Source organism: Achromobacter pestifer (assembly GCF_013267355.1).
GTDB lineage: Bacteria > Pseudomonadota > Gammaproteobacteria > Burkholderiales > Burkholderiaceae_B > Achromobacter > Achromobacter pestifer_A.
The window spans coordinates 2,116,549-2,133,014 of the sequence record NZ_CP053985.1 but is presented as its reverse complement, the minus strand read 5'-3'; the positions used below and the strand labels follow the sequence as shown (position 1 = coordinate 2,133,014).

At 66.4% G+C, this 16,466-nt stretch carries 17 protein-coding genes and 1 pseudogene; 10 read left to right on the top strand and 8 right to left on the bottom strand.

Annotated features, from left to right (window positions below):
* Nucleotides 1-2: 2 nt before the first annotated feature.
* On the top strand, nucleotides 3-1,475 hold the full coding sequence (locus tag FOC84_RS10345) for an efflux transporter outer membrane subunit (protein WP_173144340.1): 1,473 nt from the start codon (nucleotides 3-5) through the stop codon (nucleotides 1,473-1,475).
* A 117-nt stretch (nucleotides 1,476-1,592) separates the two neighbouring features.
* Here FOC84_RS10345 and FOC84_RS10340 read toward each other — a convergent pair whose 3' ends face one another.
* A complete protein-coding gene (locus tag FOC84_RS10340) occupies nucleotides 1,593-2,096 on the bottom strand; it encodes a ClbS/DfsB family four-helix bundle protein (RefSeq protein WP_173144339.1) in 504 nt (167 codons plus the stop codon).
* Between the two features lie 277 nt (nucleotides 2,097-2,373).
* On the opposite strand from FOC84_RS10340, the gene FOC84_RS10335 reads away from it, so the two are divergent.
* Both FOC84_RS10335 and FOC84_RS10330 read left to right on the top strand, forming a co-directional pair.
* Nucleotides 2,374-4,203 carry an ATP-binding response regulator gene (locus FOC84_RS10335; protein WP_173144338.1) on the top strand — a complete coding sequence of 610 codons (1,830 nt, stop codon included), beginning with the start codon at nucleotides 2,374-2,376 and terminating at the stop codon, nucleotides 4,201-4,203.
* A complete protein-coding gene (locus tag FOC84_RS10330; protein ID WP_173144337.1) occupies nucleotides 4,200-4,835 on the top strand; it encodes a response regulator transcription factor in 636 nt (211 codons plus the stop codon). Before FOC84_RS10335 ends, FOC84_RS10330 begins: the two co-directional genes overlap by 4 nt.
* On the opposite strand, the gene FOC84_RS10325 is transcribed toward FOC84_RS10330, so the two are convergent.
* The 3 genes from FOC84_RS10325 to FOC84_RS10315 all read right to left on the bottom strand — a co-directional run bounded on the left by FOC84_RS10325 (nucleotide 4,774) and on the right by FOC84_RS10315 (nucleotide 8,513).
* Nucleotides 4,774-6,951: a peptidase domain-containing ABC transporter gene (locus FOC84_RS10325; protein ID WP_254241944.1), complete on the bottom strand. Its 2,178-nt coding sequence runs from the start codon at nucleotides 6,949-6,951 to the stop codon at nucleotides 4,774-4,776. The genes FOC84_RS10330 and FOC84_RS10325 overlap by 62 nt on opposite strands.
* Nucleotides 6,948-8,195: an HlyD family secretion protein gene (locus FOC84_RS10320; protein ID WP_254241943.1), complete on the bottom strand. Its 1,248-nt coding sequence runs from the start codon at nucleotides 8,193-8,195 to the stop codon at nucleotides 6,948-6,950. The genes FOC84_RS10325 and FOC84_RS10320 overlap by 4 nt, the downstream gene beginning before the upstream one ends.
* A gap of 141 nt (nucleotides 8,196-8,336) precedes the next feature.
* Entirely contained in the window at nucleotides 8,337-8,513 is a 177-nt protein-coding gene (locus tag FOC84_RS10315) for a hypothetical protein (protein WP_173144336.1), read from the bottom strand.
* A 402-nt stretch (nucleotides 8,514-8,915) separates the two neighbouring features.
* On the opposite strand from FOC84_RS10315, the gene FOC84_RS10310 reads away from it, so the two are divergent.
* From FOC84_RS10310 to FOC84_RS10290, 5 genes and pseudogenes are all read left to right on the top strand, one after another.
* Nucleotides 8,916-9,095 (top strand): hypothetical protein, encoded by a 180-nt coding sequence (locus tag FOC84_RS10310; RefSeq protein WP_173144335.1) that lies wholly within the window; start codon nucleotides 8,916-8,918, stop codon nucleotides 9,093-9,095.
* 95 nt (nucleotides 9,096-9,190) lie between these two features.
* A pseudogene (locus FOC84_RS10305) lies at nucleotides 9,191-9,367 on the top strand (hypothetical protein); the annotation flags it as partial.
* Between the two features lie 135 nt (nucleotides 9,368-9,502).
* Entirely contained in the window at nucleotides 9,503-9,982 is a 480-nt protein-coding gene (locus FOC84_RS10300) for a carboxymuconolactone decarboxylase family protein (RefSeq protein WP_173144334.1), read from the top strand.
* Between the two features lie 9 nt (nucleotides 9,983-9,991).
* Nucleotides 9,992-10,747 (top strand): SDR family oxidoreductase, encoded by a 756-nt coding sequence (locus tag FOC84_RS10295; protein ID WP_173144333.1) that lies wholly within the window; start codon nucleotides 9,992-9,994, stop codon nucleotides 10,745-10,747.
* A 20-nt stretch (nucleotides 10,748-10,767) separates the two neighbouring features.
* Nucleotides 10,768-11,262, top strand: a complete 495-nt coding sequence (locus tag FOC84_RS10290) for an Ohr family peroxiredoxin (protein ID WP_173144332.1) — start codon at nucleotides 10,768-10,770, stop codon at nucleotides 11,260-11,262.
* A 3-nt stretch (nucleotides 11,263-11,265) separates the two neighbouring features.
* Here the strand turns inward: FOC84_RS10290 and FOC84_RS10285 are convergent, their stop codons facing one another.
* The 4 genes from FOC84_RS10285 to FOC84_RS10270 form a co-directional block, all read right to left on the bottom strand.
* Nucleotides 11,266-12,270 carry a LysR family transcriptional regulator gene (locus FOC84_RS10285; RefSeq protein WP_173144331.1) on the bottom strand — a complete coding sequence of 335 codons (1,005 nt, stop codon included), beginning with the start codon at nucleotides 12,268-12,270 and terminating at the stop codon, nucleotides 11,266-11,268.
* 140 nt (nucleotides 12,271-12,410) lie between these two features.
* Complete coding sequence (locus FOC84_RS10280; protein WP_173144330.1) at nucleotides 12,411-12,845, bottom strand: cupin domain-containing protein; 435 nt, start codon at nucleotides 12,843-12,845, stop codon at nucleotides 12,411-12,413.
* A 119-nt stretch (nucleotides 12,846-12,964) separates the two neighbouring features.
* A complete protein-coding gene (locus FOC84_RS10275) occupies nucleotides 12,965-13,843 on the bottom strand; it encodes an RNA polymerase sigma-70 factor (RefSeq protein WP_173144329.1) in 879 nt (292 codons plus the stop codon).
* 132 nt (nucleotides 13,844-13,975) lie between these two features.
* Nucleotides 13,976-14,977, bottom strand: a complete 1,002-nt coding sequence (locus FOC84_RS10270; RefSeq protein ID WP_173144328.1) for a bestrophin family protein — start codon at nucleotides 14,975-14,977, stop codon at nucleotides 13,976-13,978.
* A 332-nt stretch (nucleotides 14,978-15,309) separates the two neighbouring features.
* Between FOC84_RS10270 and FOC84_RS10265 the strand changes: the two genes are divergently transcribed.
* Both FOC84_RS10265 and FOC84_RS10260 read left to right on the top strand, forming a co-directional pair.
* Entirely contained in the window at nucleotides 15,310-15,492 is a 183-nt protein-coding gene (locus tag FOC84_RS10265) for a hypothetical protein (RefSeq protein ID WP_173144327.1), read from the top strand.
* On the top strand, nucleotides 15,479-16,378 hold the full coding sequence (locus FOC84_RS10260; protein WP_173144326.1) for an MBL fold metallo-hydrolase: 900 nt from the start codon (nucleotides 15,479-15,481) through the stop codon (nucleotides 16,376-16,378). Before FOC84_RS10265 ends, FOC84_RS10260 begins: the two co-directional genes overlap by 14 nt.
* The last annotated feature ends 88 nt before the right edge of the window (nucleotides 16,379-16,466 follow it).

Genomic DNA, 16,466 nt, shown 5'->3' with positions numbered 1-16,466 from the left:
ACATGAAGTACCGCTACACCCGCTCCCGGCTCGGCTTTACGCTCGCGCCGCTCACGCTTGCGGCCGCCTTGAGCGGTTGCTCCCTGGCGCCGAAGTACGAACGCCCCGCGGCCCCCATAGCCGCGACCTATTCTTCGGATGCCCCGGATACGCAGCAAAAGCCCGATGAGACCGTCGCAGCCGACATCGGATGGCGCGATTTCTTCCGTGATCCGCTCTTGCAGCAATTGATGGAAATCTCGCTGAACAACAACCGGGATATGCGCCGCGCCGCGCTCAACGTCGAAGCGGCCCAGGCGCTGTACCGGATCCAGCGCGCCGCGATGCTGCCGAACCTGAGCGTCGCGGCCGGCGGCGCATCCGAGCGCATTCCGGGCGACCTCGGCGCCGCGCGGGACGGCCAGGTCGCGAAGCGCTATGACGTGGCCGGCGTGACGACCGCCTGGGAACTGGATCTGTGGGGCCGCATCCGCAGCCTCAGCGACCAGGCCTTGGCCTCGTATCTGGCGCTCGAGGAGAACCGGATCGCCACCCAGCTGAGCCTGGTGGCCGAAGTGGCCAATGCCTACCTGACGCTGCGCGCGGACCAGGAGCTGTTGCGGCTGACGGAAGACACCCTGGCCACGCAGAAGCGCTCGTACGATCTGACGGCCAACCTGGCCGCGGCCGGCCACTCGACGCAGCTCGACCTGCGCCTGGCGGAGATCGCGTTGCGCAACGCAGAAGCCAGCCGCTCCGCCTACACGCGGCAAGTGTCCAGGGACCGCAACGCCCTGGTGCTGCTGCTCGGGCAGCCGCTGACGTCCGCGCTGTCCAGCCAGCTGGACGCAGCGACGACGCTGCCGGACGGCATCGTTCCGTCGGATCTGCCGGCGGGACTGCCCTCCGATCTGCTGGTCCGCCGGCCCGACATACGCGCGGCGGAGCAGATGCTGCGCGGCGCGAATGCCAATATCGGCGCGGCGCGCGCCGCCTTTCTGCCGGCGATCAGCCTGACGGGCTCGACGGGAACCGCCAGCGCCTCCCTGGACGGCTTGTTCGATTCCGGGTCGCGGGCCTGGGCATTCCTGCCGCAGATCACGTTGCCCATCTTCCGGGGAGGCGCCTTGCTGGCCAATCTGGACGTGGCGCACGTAAAGAAGCGCCTGGAGATCGTCAACTACGAGCAGGCCATTCAGGTGGCATTCCGCGAGGTGGCCGATGGATTGGCCGGCAAGCGCACGCTCGACGACCAGATCCGTTCGGAGCAGTTGGCCGTGGCGGCCAGCCGCAGCGCGTACGAACTGGCGGAGCTGCGATTCCAGGAAGGCATGGACGACTATCTCACCTTGCTCGAGGCCTATCGCTCGCTATACGGCGCGGAGCAGATCCTGATCCGTACCCGCCTGACGCGCTTGAACAACCTGATCGACCTGTACAAGGCGTTGGGAGGCGGGTGGTCCGAGCATACGGTGCTGGCCCCTGCCGGGGCATAGGGACCCGCCAATTGCGTGCAGCCCGGGGGGGAATGTTGCCAACCCCCCGGGCCTTGCCGGCCGCTTTGGCGCGGCGGCGCGCAAGGTTGCTGCGCGATGGCCTGGCCGTGGTGCCGGCTATACAGCCTGTTTCCAGGCGCGCAACTTCGACAAGGCGTTGGCGTAGGCCACGCCCGTGAAGATCTGGAGCTGGCCGCCGAGGGTTTCGGCTCTCTCACCGGAGGGCGCGAAGAGCGCGGCGTCCGAATGACGGGCTACGCAACCGACCACGCGCTCCTGCCCGAGCCTGGTCAGCTCGTGCAGGTTGTGAAGCGTGCTGCCGGTGAAATTGCGCCTGAACGGGTGAGTCAGGCGGCCGACCCTGTCCAGTATTGCCTCGCGGCTGTAGTACGGGGCGCCAGCGCCTCTCGTCCCCGCCGCGGCGAGCTGCAGGATCATCGTGTTCCAAAGCATCACGTCGATCAGCACCGTTGCGGCATCGATGCGCAGGCGATGAGCGTGCCCCACCTCCGCCGTCTTGCGGTAAAGGCTTGCGCGTATGGTGGCCGCTTCTATGCGGAACTGTCTGTGCCGGTTGCAGATATTGTGCAGGAGCTCTTGCCTGGATGCGGGCAGTTTCATCGGAATCCTTCCACCAAGTCGTTGCAAATGGGGCCGTCGGCTTGAGCCCGACGCGTCAGCACGCCGCGGGCACGGTGCTGGCCGCAAGCGCGTGAGCATGGAGCCGGTCCGCCTGAGCCACGGCGGAAATCCTGAGGTTTTCCACCGTTGGAAGGTCAAGGCCGTCGGAAAGTTGCGCAGCGTCTGTCGAATCCACCCAATAAGACTTAAAATCCGCACACGTTTCGATCCGCGCCTGCGCAAGCGGCAGGTCCCTCGCACGTAACATCCCAAGCCATTGCAGCCCGTCATCGGCCAGACTTCCGCCTCCACGCCGCCAAGTTCGTCCTATGCCGCCCGCATCCATCAGGTGCAGGTCGACGCATTGCGCCGAAGCTTTCCGTTCGCCCTGGCCGGGTCGCTGATCAGCGCCTGTTTTTCCGCGTTTGCCTTGGTCGGCGTGCTACCCCTGCACGAGATCCTGTTGTGGCTGGGCGCCACGCTGATAGTGGGCGTGCTGCGCTGGGCCGCGGTGGTGGCGTACGACCGCCATCGCGCCGATCCGCCGGCGGCGCAGCGTTGGGTGCGCCGCATGCTGGCCGGCAATCTGTGTTCCGGCATCCTGTGGGGATTGCCCCTGGCCTATTGGACGTTTTTTGTCCCGCTGGAGTACCAGCTGTTCTTCATCGTCATCCTGTTCGGACTGGGCACGGGCGCCATCTATTCGAACTACATGATGCTGCCGGTGATGTACGCGTTCGAGGTGCCGGCTTTCGCGCCGATGTTCATCGCGCTGGCGGCGCAGCCTTCCGCCATCCATCTGGCGCTGGTGACGGGCGGCCTCGCCTACCTGATCGCGACCCTGGCCTTCATCCATCGCATGAACCGCACCCACCTGGATGCGTTGCGGCTGGGCTATGAGAACCTGGCGCTGCTGGAACAGGTGCGCCAGGAGAAGATAGCCGCCGAACGCAGCGATCTGGAGAAGTCCCGCTTTCTGGCGGCGGCCAGCCACGACCTGCGCCAGCCCGTGCACGCGGTGAACCTGTTCCTGGGGCTGCTGGCTAACGAACCCTTGTCGCGGCACGGACGCTATCTGGTCGACAACATCACCAGCGCGTTGTCCGCGATGGGCCATCTGTTCGACGCCTTGCTGAATCTGTCGCGTCTGGACGCCGGCGTCATCGAGCCTCGGTTCGAGACGTTCAGGATGCAGCCGTTGCTGGACCAGCTGAAGGCCGAGTATGCGCCGCAGGCCGGAGAGAAAGGCATACGGTTGCGCGTGCGTCCGTGCGCGGCCAGCGTGCGCTCGGATCCCGTGCTGCTGGAACGCATGCTGCGCAATCTGATCAGCAACGCTATCGTGCACTCCGACAGCGGGCGCGTTCTGGTGGGGTGCCGCCGAGCCGGGGATCGCTTGCGCATCGAGGTCTGGGACAACGGCCCGGGGATTCCGCAGGCCGAACAGGAACGGGTCTTCTGGGAGTTCCATCAACTGGCCAATCCCGAGCGCGACCGCAGCAAGGGCCTGGGGCTGGGCCTGGCCATCGTGCGCCGCACCGCCCGGCTGCTGAGCCACGAACTGGCGCTGCGTTCGGAAGAAGGCCGCAGCACGGTGTTCACGGTCACGGTGCCGGCCTCGGGTCCCGCCGCGGCAGGCCTGTCCGTCGGCGATGCTTGCGTGAGGCTGCGTCAAGGGCTCGCATCCGAAGACAGCCTGCGCGGCAAGCTGGCGCTGCTGGTGGACGACGACGCGCAGAACCTGGCCGGCCTGTCCATGCTGTTCGAAAGCTGGGGCTGCCGCGTCATCGCCGCGACCAGCGGCAATGCGCTGTTCGAGCGCGTGCTGCCGCTGGCCGAGCGTCCTGCCTTGATCATCACGGATTACCGGCTGCGCGAGCACGAGACTGGCATCCACGTGATCGAAAGGCTGCGCGAGGAATACAACGATCCCGATCTGCCCGCCTTGCTGGTCAGCGGCGACACCGACCCGGCGCGGCTGACCGAGGCCGCCGCCCGCGGCGTTCCGCTCTTGCACAAGCCCGTGCAGGTCCAGGCCCTGCGCGAACACGTCACTAGCCTGCTGCACGCCAAAGAGGCAGCGTCCCTTACCGGAGATGCCGAATGACGGCAGTGTTATTGGTTGACGACCACGCCATGTTTCGCGAAGCGCTGGTCATGGCGCTGGGCCAGGCCGTGCCCGGCCTGACGATCCACCCCGCGGCCGGCGGCCAGGAGGCGCTGGGGGTGTTGGAGCGGCATGCGGCGATCCAGCACGTCATCATGGATTTCTATTTGCCGGACATGGCCGGGGCCGACCTGCTCAAGCGCTTGCGTCAGCGCCGCGCGCAGTTGCGCATCCTGGTGCTATCGGCCTCGCAGGATCCCGAGGACATGCGCCGTGCGCTCGAGGCAGGCGCGCAGGGCTTCCTGAACAAGTCCGCCAGCTGCCAGGAGCTGGCCGCCGCGCTGGAAGCCGTCAGCGAGGCGGCGCCACCGCGGCGCAGCGCGTCGTCGACGTTGTCCACGGGCGGTCAGGATGAGGCGGCCTTGCTGCGTGCCTTGACGCCACGACAGAGCGAAGTGTTGAGCCTGATGTGCGATGGGCTGCGCAACAAGGAAATCTCGGAGCGGCTGAACATGACCGAGAAGACCGTCAAGACGCATGTGTCGGCCATCCTGGGCACCCTGGGCGTGCTCAATCGTACGCAGGCGACGCTAGTGGCGCGGCGCGGCGGCGTGTTCGGGAAGCCGGTTTAGGCGGCTTCCCGCTGTCGCTGGCCACTTTGCCGGCCACGAGCGAGATCTCGCGTCCGGCGGCCGCAATCGTGTCGGGCCGGTGCGCCACGATCACCCGCGTCATGTCGAGCCTGGCGATCGCCGTATTGACGATCCGTTCGCGTTCAAGGTCCAGATGGCTGGTGGCCTCGTCCAGAAACAGGATGGCGGGCTGCTTGTACAACGCCCGCGCCAGCAGCACGCGCTGCTTCTGGCCGCCGGACAACACCGTGCCCATGTCTCCCACCAGCGTGTTGTAGCCCATGGGCATGGCGCAGATGTCGTCGTGGATCGCGGCGATCGCGGCGCAACGGCTGGCGCGGTCGGGATCGTGCTGCGGATCGAAGAAGCTGATGTTCTCGCCGATGGACCCGGCGAACAGGACGTCGTCCTGCAGTACCGTGCCGGCGATCCGGCGCAAGGACGCCGCTCCCGCTCCCCGCGCCGGCACGCCGTCGATCAGCACTTCGCCATCGGTCGGGGGCAGGACACCAAGCAGGATATTGATCAACGTGGTTTTGCCGCCGCCGGAAGGGCCTGTGATCGCGACCGATTCGCCCGGCTCGATCCTGAAGCTGACATCGTCCAACACATACGGCTCCTGCGGCCCGTAGCGGAAGCGCAGATTGCGGACCTCGATCGCGGGCGAACGCGTTGGCGCATCCTGCGCGCGCGGCATGGCGTCGGCGGGCTCAGCAGCTTCGCGCACGATATCGGCCAGGCGCTCGCCTTGCAGCCGCAGCATCTTCACCTCCACCAGCTTGTCGAGCAGGGCCGCCACGCGCTGGTCGAACAAGGTCTTGTAGACGATGAACGCCAGCAGCGCGCCCACCGTGAACTGGCCGTCCAGCACCAGCCTCGCGCCCAGCCAGAGTATCGCGATGGAGGACAGGCCGAACAGCAGGCCATTGAAGGTGCGGAAGAACAGCGTCCACTTCTGCACGCGCAGGTCCGCGTTGATCTCGTTCACCAGCAGCGACAGCCAGCGGGAACGCCGGTCGTCCTGGTGCTGGAACAGCTTGATCGCCTTGACGCCCCGCACGGTTTCCAGGAAATGCGATTGCTCCTTGGCGGCGTGCACGATGTGTTCTTCGGTGGCGTAGTGCAGCGGCGCATAGCCGGACCAGCGGGCCAATCCATACAGCGCCATGGCGCCCACCGCGATCCATGCCAGGGGCGGGCTGTACAGGAACATCAGCACCAGCGTGATCAGCATGACCAGGCCGTCCAGCACCGCCTCCAGGAACGAGGTCGTCACGGTGCGCTGTATGGCGTCGATGGCGCCGAAGCGCGACACCACATCGCCCAGATGCCGCTTCTCGAAATAGGCCACCGGCAAGCGCAGCAGATGCGTGAAGACGTTGGTGCGCCATTGCAGGTTCAGCGTGGTGCCCATGACCATCAGCATCCAGCTGCGCGCCACCGAGGTCAGCTGCTTCATGACCATCATCAGCCCGAACGCCAGCGCCAGCGTGGTCAGCAGATCGCGGTCGCCGGTATTCAGCACATGGTCCACCACCCACTGCAGGAAGAACGGCTGGACCACGGTGAGGATTTCCAGCGCCAGCGCCAGCAGCAGCACCTGCGAGAACGCGCCGCCCAGGCCGGAAACCCTACCGGTCAGCTCGCGCAGCCGCACGCGCCTGTTATCACGGGCCTCCTGGAAATCGGGCGTGGGCCATAGTTCCAGCGCGACGCCCGTGAACGACGCGGACAGCTCGCCGATGGAGCATTTGCGCGTGCCGGAGGCGGGATCGATCAGCGTGGCCGAGCGCCCGTTGATGGCCGTCAGCACCACGAAGTGATTGAATTCCCAATGCAGGATGCAGGGCAGTTTCAGCTTGCCCAAGGCGCCCAGGCTGACCTTGACCGGCCGCGACGCCAGGCCCAGTTGGCTGGCGACGTGGATCAAGGTGGCCAGCGTCGCGCCCTTGAGCGACACGGGAAAACGGCCGCGCAGGGTGGCGAGGCTTTGCTGGTGGCCGTGATAGCCCGCGATCATGCCCACGCAGGCGAGGCCGCATTCTGCGGCTTCGGTCTGCAGCAGCCTGGGCACGCGCCGTTTGACCCCCAGCGTCAGGCGTTCGAGCATGTTCATAGTTTCCCCGACAGCCGGTAGGCGGGATCGAACGCCCATTGGTACAGGCGGCGCGTCTGCTGCAGGATGTCCGCCTCCAGCCGCATGCCGGGCCGCAGCGTCAGCGTCTGGCCCTGCGGCCCGCGCGCGGGAGTGTCCAGCGACACCGTGATCCGGTACAGGTCCTCCTGGGCATCGCCGTTCGCGGCGGCTTCATTCAATTGCCATTCGGGCAAGGCGCTGCGCGTCACGGTCTGGACGACGCCGGCCTGCTGCCCGAAGGTTTGGTACGGGTAGGCCGCGTAGCGCATGAGCACCCGGTCGCCGGGCGCGACGAAGCCCACCGCGCGGCTGGGCGCCAGCAGTTCGGCCTGCAGGCGGGCGCCGTCGGGCACGATGGTGGCCAGCGGCCGCTTGTTGTCCACGGCCTGGCCCGCGGCGGCGCTCACGGCGGTGGCGACGCCCGCCTGCGGTGCGGAGATGACGACGCGGCGCCTGGCTTCGCTGCGGCTGAGGTCCACGGCAATGTCGGCCATGTCCCGGTCCAGCTGTGCCAGCTGGTTTTGTTGCCGCAACGCCAGGTCCGCCTGCGCGGCCTGGCGGTTGGACAGGTCCATGGCCAGGCCGATGCGGTCGCGCAGCAGGGCTTGCAGCTGATTACGCTGTTCCAGCAGTTCGGCGCGCTTCTGGTCGGCCTCCTCGGCGGAAAGATAGCCTTTTTCCATCAGGCCGTGATAGCGGCGCGCGCTGTCTTCGGCTAATTTTATGCGGGCGCGCTGCCCCTCGATCTGGCTGTCCATGGCGGCCAGCTGCGCCTTCAGGCTGGCGATCGCCGTGGCCTGGGTGTCGTGCTCGCCCTGCTGCAGCAATAGCGTCTTCTGGCGCGCCAGCCGCAGGCTTTCTTCGCGCTGCCGGATCTGGCCGCTGATCGCCTCCTGGGTTTCACCCAGGGCGCTTTGCTGATCGCCTGACACCACGTAGAGCACCTCGCCCGCGGCGACATGCTGGCCTTCCTGGACCCGGCGTTCGAGCACGACGCCGGCCTGCGGCACGTAAAGCTTGATCAGTCCGGTGTCGGGGGCCAGCTGGCCGCTCACGGTCGCGCGCTTGGTGTACGAGCCGAACGCAAGAAACAGGCAGACGGCCAGCACGAAACCCGCCAGCACGGCGGTGACCAGTGCGAACGACACTGGCCGGATCAGGACGATATCGCCCAGCCCGACGGAGCGTTGCGCGGCAAGCGCCTGTTTGCGATAGAGCGACACGGCTTCGGAGGCAGCCCAGGAAAGCGTGGTGGGTATAAGCTGGCCGGCATGGCGGAAAAAAACCGCGGCGGACGCGCCGCCGTGCCACGAAATCGGATGCCAGTCGCGGCATCCGTCCGATGCGGCCAGGATCCTTACTGACTATCGCGGCGTGTAAAGCGTCTTGCCGGCACCCAAGCTGTTTTTCTGGGGCGCAAAGGTGATGTTGAGACGGTTCGGTCCCCAGCCGCCGCTGACCGCCTGGATTTCCTCGGCGCTCAAGGGTCTGATCTGTTGTTCCGCGTTGTGCTGCTGATCGGGCTGTTCAGTTTTTTCCATCTCTATCTCCTGCTGCATGCTGACGAAGGAAGCCGCGCCAGCGTCGGCCGAGCATCGCCCGAAACGAGGCGCCCGCCGCGATGCGCTGCAAGACGGGAAACCAGGCTCCCAAACACTGGCGTGCTCGGGGCGGACAGTAGCAGCACACCAGTGCAGGCGCATCGGTCTTTAGTCGTAGGGACGGAAATTCGGCATCCTGGCCGGCGCGGAGATCGTTCGCGAGCCTACGACCAAAGACCGATTCGGCGCTGCGAGTCCACTGCTACTGTCCGCGTCGAGCCGTTCAACGGCCGGCGCGTCGGTGTTCCTGTCCGCGGGACCATGGGGCCGGCGCCGTCCGTCCGCTGACGCTCGGCCGACGCTGGCGCGGCTTGCTTCGCCAGCACACAGCAGGAGAAGGACATGAAGAAAACGGAGCAACCGAACCGGCAGCAGGCTGCCGGGGATCAGATCCGCCCCTTGAGCGCCGAGGAAATCCAGGCGGTCAGCGGCGGCGCAAACGGCAAGAAACCGGGGATTCCTGGGCCGCAAGGCGGGCGCGCAAGTTCCACGTCCGCGACCAAGGCAAGCTTCTATCGTTGAACGCGGGATCAGGCGGCATGGTTCCCAGCCATGCCGCTCTGAAGCCATAATCCAGAGACAACTGGACCGGCGGCGGCCATGTGCGCCATTCGACCCTGGCGGTGTCCGTGCCGGTCCGCTGGGACGAACTGGATGGGCTGAAAGGGTCGGCGCAATGGACCATCGCCAATATCCACACCCGCCTGGATGCGGGAAACGAGCCCTGGGACGGCTACGCGCCCCAGGCGATCGGCCGGGCCATGAAGCAGTTCGGGGTCGAGACGCGATCCTGAACCCAAGCCGGGCCGTCCGCGCACGCTGACAATTGTTGTCGCCGAGGCAACATCATGGTCCCCTCTGCGGGCCTACTGCCGGTTTGCGGGCAGACCTACGATTTGGGCGTCGTTCAACCCATCGAAGGAGTCACCATGAGTCAACGTCTGAATGCCTACGCGCAATCGCCCGAACTGTTCAAGAAATTCGTCGAGTTCGGCATGCTCTTGAAGTCCGGGGCGATCGAGCAGCCGATCTTGCGCCTGGTCGAAATCCGCGCCTCGCAGATCAACGGCTGCGGCTTCTGCCTGGATATGCACGTGAAGGATGCCAAGATCCACGACGAGCGCGAACTGCGCCTGCACCACGTGGCGATCTGGCGCGAATCCGCCGAGTTTTCGCCGCGTGAGCGCGCCTGCCTGGCCTGGACCGAGGCGCTGACCACGCTGGGCGCGCAGGGCGTGCCGGACGAGATCTATGAACGCGTCCGCACGCAATTGTCCGAAAAGGAAATCTCGGACCTCAGCTTCGCCGTCATGGCGATCAATGGCTGGAACCGGCTGAACGTGGGCTTTCGCACCGTGCCGGGTTCGGCCGACAAGGCATACGGTCTGGACCGCGCCAAGTTCAACTAAGGAACGATCATGAAAATCCTGGTTATCGGCGGCACGGGCCTGATCGGCTCCAAGCTCGTCAACCTGCTGGTTGAGCGCGGCCATGAGGCAATTGCCGCGTCCCCCGCCACGGGCGTCAACACCATGACCGGCGAGGGCCTGGATGCCGCGCTCGTCGGCGTCGATACGGTAGTTGACGTCGCCAACTCGCCGTCGTTCGAAGACCGCGCCGTGCTGGAGTTCTTCCAGACCTCGGGGCGCAATCTACTGGCGGCAGAGGCGCGCGCCGGCGTGCGCCACCACGTTGCGCTGTCGGTGGTAGGCACGCAACGCCTGGCCGAAAGCGGCTACTTCCGCGGCAAGATCGCGCAGGAAGCACTGATCGTGGCGGCCGGCATTCCCTACACCATCGTGCACAGCACCCAGTTCTTCGAGTTCCTGGGCGGCATCGTGCAGTCGGGCGCCGAGGGCGCGCAGGTGCGGCTGTCGCCGGCCTACGTCCAGCCCATCGCGTCCGACGACGTGGCGCGGGCCATGGCCGATGCCACGCTGGCGCCGCCGGTGAACGGCATCGTGGAAATCGCCGGCCCCGAGCGGGTGCGCCTGGCCGAGCTGGTGCAGCGCTATATGGCCAAGATCGGCGACACGCGCAGCGTGCAGGCAGACCCCGGCGCGCGCTATTTCGGCGCGCTGCTCGACGACGATACGCTGGTTCCGGGAGCCGGCCCGCGCCTGGGCGAGATCGACTTCGAAACCTGGTTCAGCCGTTCGGGCGCAAGCAAGTAGCGGCGGGAACAAGGACTTTCATGAGCAAACTGCGGCCTCCTCCCCAGAGCCTCCTGGAAAAGTACCGAGGCGGGGACTTCCATCCCCTGTACACCACCAGCGTGACGGTGCGTGGCGGGGAGGCCGCGCATGGGCGGGCTTCCGGCATGGCCATTTCGGACGACGGCGAGCTGATCGTGGAACTGCGCCTGCCAGTGGAGCTGGGCGGCACGGGCGGGGGCACCAACCCCGAACAGCTATTCGCCGCCGGCTATGCGGCGTGCTTCCACGGTGCGCTCAGCATGCTGGCCGAACGCGCCGGCCTGGCCATTGCGGACGCTTCCGTGACGGCCACCATCTCGTTCGGCCGCGACCCCGTCGATGGCCTTTTTGCCCTGACCGCGGACGTCAACATCCACCTGCCCGGCGTGCCCAAGCCTATCGCCGAAGAGCTGGTGCGCAACACCGAACGCCTGTGTCCGTACGCCAAGATGGCCCAGGGCGGGATCCAGAGCGTGGTGGCCCTGACCCAATAGCGTTCAGGCCTGCTTCAACAGCACACTGTCGATGCTGTGAAGGTCCAGCGCGCGGATGCGTTCCGTCATGAAATCGATGAAGACCCGCATGCGCGCCGGCAGGTGCTGGCGGCTGAGAAAGCACAGATAGTGCCCCCGGTCGTCGGGGGCATGCTGCGGCAGGCAGGCGACCAGCGTGCCCGCGCGCAGGTGATCGCAGACCTGGTAGGCCGCCATCTGCGCGATGCCATGGCCGTCCAGCACCGCCTGCAGCACCAGGTCGGCATCGTTGAAGGTGAGCATGGCGGGTGGCGCGAACTTGCGCAGATGGCCGCCAACCTTGAACTCCCATTCGTACACGCGGCCCGACGCCAACAGGAAATTCACGCAGCTGTGGCCAGCGAGCTCCTCCACGTCCCGTGGCAGGCCGTGCCGGGCGGCGTAGTCGGGCGAGGCGCACAGCATCATCTGCATGGGGATGACTTTCTTGGCGATCACCTGGCTGTCTTCCATGCGGCCGTTGCGAAACGACACGTCGACGCGGTCCGTGGTGAAGTCGGTCGGGCCGTCATCCAACAGCAGCTCCACCGAGATGTTCGGATGGGCCTGGCGGAACTCCTTCAGCAGGGGCGCCACGACCTTGCGGCCGAAACCCACCGTGGAACAGACGCGCACCAGGCCGGAAGGCGGGCCCTCGCGCACGTCGCGCATATCGTCCAGGGCCTGGATGATCCGTTCCACGCCAGGATGGCATTGTTCATAGAAGCGCTGCCCCTCCGCGGTAAGCGAGGTGCTGCGCGTGGTGCGGACGAAGAGCCGCACGCCCAGCTGGTCTTCGAGCTTCTGCACGCTGCGGCTGACCGCCGAACGTCCTATGCCCAGCCGGTCGCCGGCCTTGGCGAAGTTGCCCTCGGCGGCGACGGCCAGGAAGGCCATGACGCCGGCATAGCTGGTGGCGAAGCTGTCGGCCAGGGAGTCCGGGCCGTTCGCGGAAGGGGTAACCGGGGAGGCAGGGATAGGGGTAGGCATGGTGGCAGCGCCGCAAGTTGGTTGATCCTACCCCCTAAGACGTTGCGCTGGACGGTTTTGTGACGTGCCCTTGAAAAAAAATGGCCACCCCGGGACGCAGGGCGCCCGGGACTGGCCTGGATAGGACAAGTATTCGTCCCTTATTGAACGGGAATCAGGGCGGGGGCTCCCTTTTTCTTGATCAGCACGACCACGAACTTGGCCGGCTTGGTCTGGCTGGCGTTGCGGCCCACCGTGTGGATATCGTCTGGCCCTTCGTAGAAGGTCTGGCCCGGGGTCAACGTCACTTCCTTGCCTCCCTTGACCTGCATGACGATGCTGCCCTCCAGCACGTAGACGAAGGCCGAGGCGTCGTGCCGATGCAGGGGATCGGCCGCCCCGGGCGGATAGTCGACGACGAGCATCACCGCATCCCGGCCGGGAATGTCGGGCAGGTCCTTGCTCATCACTTCAGTGACGATGGGATCAGCCGGCTTGCCGGCGGACGCCCCGTGGTGCGATGCGGCATGGGCGGGCTGGCCCAGCAGCGCGCCGGCAGCGATGAAAGACAACGCGAGTTTCGTGAGTGGGGGCATGACCTGTCCTGGTTGGAGTGGTGACAGGTCCATCGTAGAAGCGAGGGCGGCGCGGCGGTAGGTCCGCCCAAGGGACCACCATGTTGCCCGTCATGCACCAACGGCTGGCGCAGCCGGCCTCAGCGTTGCGCCAGGGCGGTGGCGATGCGCGCCAGCTTGTCCGGATTGCGCTGCACCAGGACCCGGGTCAGGCGCTTGCCGTCCGTTTCGTAGGACTGCACGGATTCGAGATGGCCGTCGATGAAACGCAGCAGCGTCCATTGCCCGTTTACCTGGACCACCTCGGTGCGCAGCGCGTCGCGGTAGCGGCGCTTGCCGGCGTAGAACAGCTGGGCCAGCCGCTTGCCGCCCACCAGGCTGGCAAAGGCGCTGACCTTGTCGCCGCCGTCGCCGATGAGCTCGGCGTCGTCGCTCAGCAGCGCATGCAGGCCGTGGAAGTCGCTGCGGTTCATCGCGTCGGCGAAGGCCTGCAGCAGCCGCTGCAGCGTGGCGCGCGGCACGGCCTCGCGCGGGGCGCCTTGGCGCAATTGCTGCCTGGCCCGCCGCACCAGCTGTCGCACCGCGGCCTGGGTCTTGTCCAGGGTCTGCGCGATGTCGTCGTAGTCGGCGTCGAACACGTCGCGCATCAGGAAGGCCGCGCGGGCATCCGGCGACAGGCGCTCCAGCATGAACAGAAACGCCACCGACACATCATCGGCCAATTCGTGGATCTGTTCGGGCGTGGACGGTGTTGCCATCAGCATCGGTTCCGGTAGCCAGACGCCCACGTAATTTTCCCGTTCGGCACGGGCGGCGCGCAGGCGGTCGATGGACAGGCGGGTGGTGACGGTGACGAGCCAGGCCTCGGGGTTCTCTACGGCGGCGTGGTCGGCGCCATGCCAGCGCAGCCATGCGTCCTGCACCACGTCTTCCGCTTCGGCTACCGAGCCCAACATGCGGTAGGCGATCGCGTAGAGGCGGGGACGATGGCGGTCGAACAGGGTCACGGAGCCGGTCATGGAGTGGGCCAACGCCAGGGGAAAGGGAAGCGGAAGGGCAGGGTATTTTGCCGCAGCAGCCCGGTCGGGACAAGTGTCGAAAGACATCTGGCAGGCAGCCTCGGGCGGGCGGCGTGCCGTGGGCGCCGCTGCTTACAGCACGATCAGCGAGGCCGGCAGGGCGGGCAGGTTGGCGCTGCCCGCCATCTGCTTCAGGTCCCTTTCTATCATCGCGCTCAGGCGGCTGATGGGCACATCGTTCGCGCTGCCTTCGAAGGGGTTCTCCGTGCTTTCGCCCACTTGCTCCAGCGAGGTGTAGATCCACGAGATGATCACGCTGAACGGCACCGCGAGCCACGCCATCTGGCCTTGCATGTAGCCGCCGATATCCTGGCCAAGCTGGGCGAACTGACCGGTCAGACCGAACGGCAGCGCCACGCAGAAGGAACGCACGAACAGGGTATTGATGATGGCGTACTGGCGCGGATACGGAAAATTCTTGATGCGCTCCGCCTGCCCCTGCAGATCGAGGAGTTCCCGGATGCGGTTGTTGAGTTCGGCGCATTCCGCTGCGGTGATGGCGCCTACTTCCAACAGGCCGCGGGCCGCCTGGCCCTGCATGGCGAGCAGCTGCGCGGCTTTGTCGTCGGTCTGCATCAACGCCACGATGTCCTGCGCCGGCAGGTAGCGGGACAGCGCGGATTCCAGGGACTCGGCGCGCTCCGGAATGACATACTGCTTGCGGTATTCGGCATTGGGGCGGCTGCCGACGGTTTCCCATACGCGCGCCTCGCGCAATTGGTAACGCAGCGCAGTCAACCAGGCCAGATGCCGCTGCACCAATGCCGCGCCGCGCTCGGCATCGCCGGCGTAGTTGCGGCTGATGATGCCCCAGTAGCGGCTGGCGCTGACGATGCTCATCCAGATCTTCTGCGCTTCGACCGTGCGCGTATAGGTCTGCACGTTTTTGAAGCCGACGACAAAGGTGGTGGCGGTGCCCAACAGCGACACCACCGACAAGGGCAGCGTCAGCCATGTCAGCCCGGCAAGCTGATGGAGCAGCACAGGGGCCAGGCCCAGCGCCAGCAGGACGTAGATCTTCCTTCGGGTCCAGATGATGAATTCGCCCAGGCGATAGGATTTTCCCAGATGCATGATGGTGGTCCCCGGTCGGCGCGCGGCTGTGCGCCAGAAGTGGCGGCGCCGGCAATGTGGGTGAGGACATCCTAAGAGTCCCGCGCGTGACGCGGTAGGGCCATGCAAGGACGCATGGCGTTGCCGGCGCGACAACAATCGTCCTTTCCGCTTCCGAATGAGCGCGGCCTGCATGACGCAAGCCAGCGTGGTCTACGTCACTGCCACGCTGCCGACGCATCGATGCGCATTGGTGCGCGTCGCACAACAGCGTGCTTCCCGCCGCATGCCTACCGCGCACGAGGCCCCATACCTACCATGCCCTCACTCACTTTCCCGACACAGGAGTTCCCATGAACGACTCGCATGACCCGGCCCGCCGCAGTCTTCTTGCCGGCAGCGCGGTCCTGGCGACGGGGGCATTCGCCATCCGCGCCGAAGCAACCGGGCAGAGCAACGCGCAATCCAAGCGGAGCACGACCATGACCCGCAATACCTTCACCACCAACTGGAGATATCGCCATGTTTGCCATTGAAAACACCGAATCCATCGACCTGGTTCCCTCGCGCTACGCGCTGCAGATCGGCGACATCGACGCGCTGGTCGTCAGCGACGGGGTGCTGCCGCTGCCGACCGCGACGATGGCCACCAATGCCGATCCCGCCGACCTCGCGGCCTGGCTGGAGCACATGTTCATGCCTCCCGATGCGTTCGACTGGCCGCTGAACGTGATGGTGGCCCGCAGCGGTGATCAGACCATCCTTATCGACGCGGGACTGGGCGGGCAGTTCGCGGGCTTTCCGCGCGCCGGACTATTCCCCCAGCGGCTCGAGTCCGCTGGCATCGCGCTGGAGTCCGTGACCGATGTGATCATCACGCACATGCACATGGACCACGTGGGCGGGCTGCTCGTCCCCGGTGTCAAGGAACGCTTGCGGCCCGACGTGCGCATCCACGTGTCCGCGACCGAAGTGGCGTTCTGGACTTCGCCGGATTTTTCGCACACGGTCATGCCCAAGCCGGTGCCCGCGGTGCTCAAGTCCACCGCCACCAGCTTCTACAACGAATACCGCGACCGGCTGCGGCTCTTCGACGACCGCCATGAGGTGGCGCCGGGCGTCATCGTGCGCATGACCGGCGGCCATACCCCGGGGCACAGCGTGGTCGACCTGGTCTCGGACGGCGAGCGGCTGACCTTTGCCGGCGACGCCATGTTCCCGGTCGCATTCGATCATCCCGAATGGCAAAACGGTTTCGAGCATGATCCCGAGGAAGCGGCGCGCGTGCGCATCGGCCTGTTCCAGGAGCTGGCGCAGAACCGCGGATTGCTGGTCGCCGCCCACCTGCCGTTTCCGTCCCTGGGCCGTGTCGCGGCCGACGGTGACGCGTTTCGCTGGGTGCCCGTCATCTGGGATTTCTGAGCGCGTCGATACCCAGGCCCATGCCGGACGACGAGCAAAGCCGCGTCGTCCGGTGTTTCATCGCCGGGAAGGCAGAATGTGGAAGGCC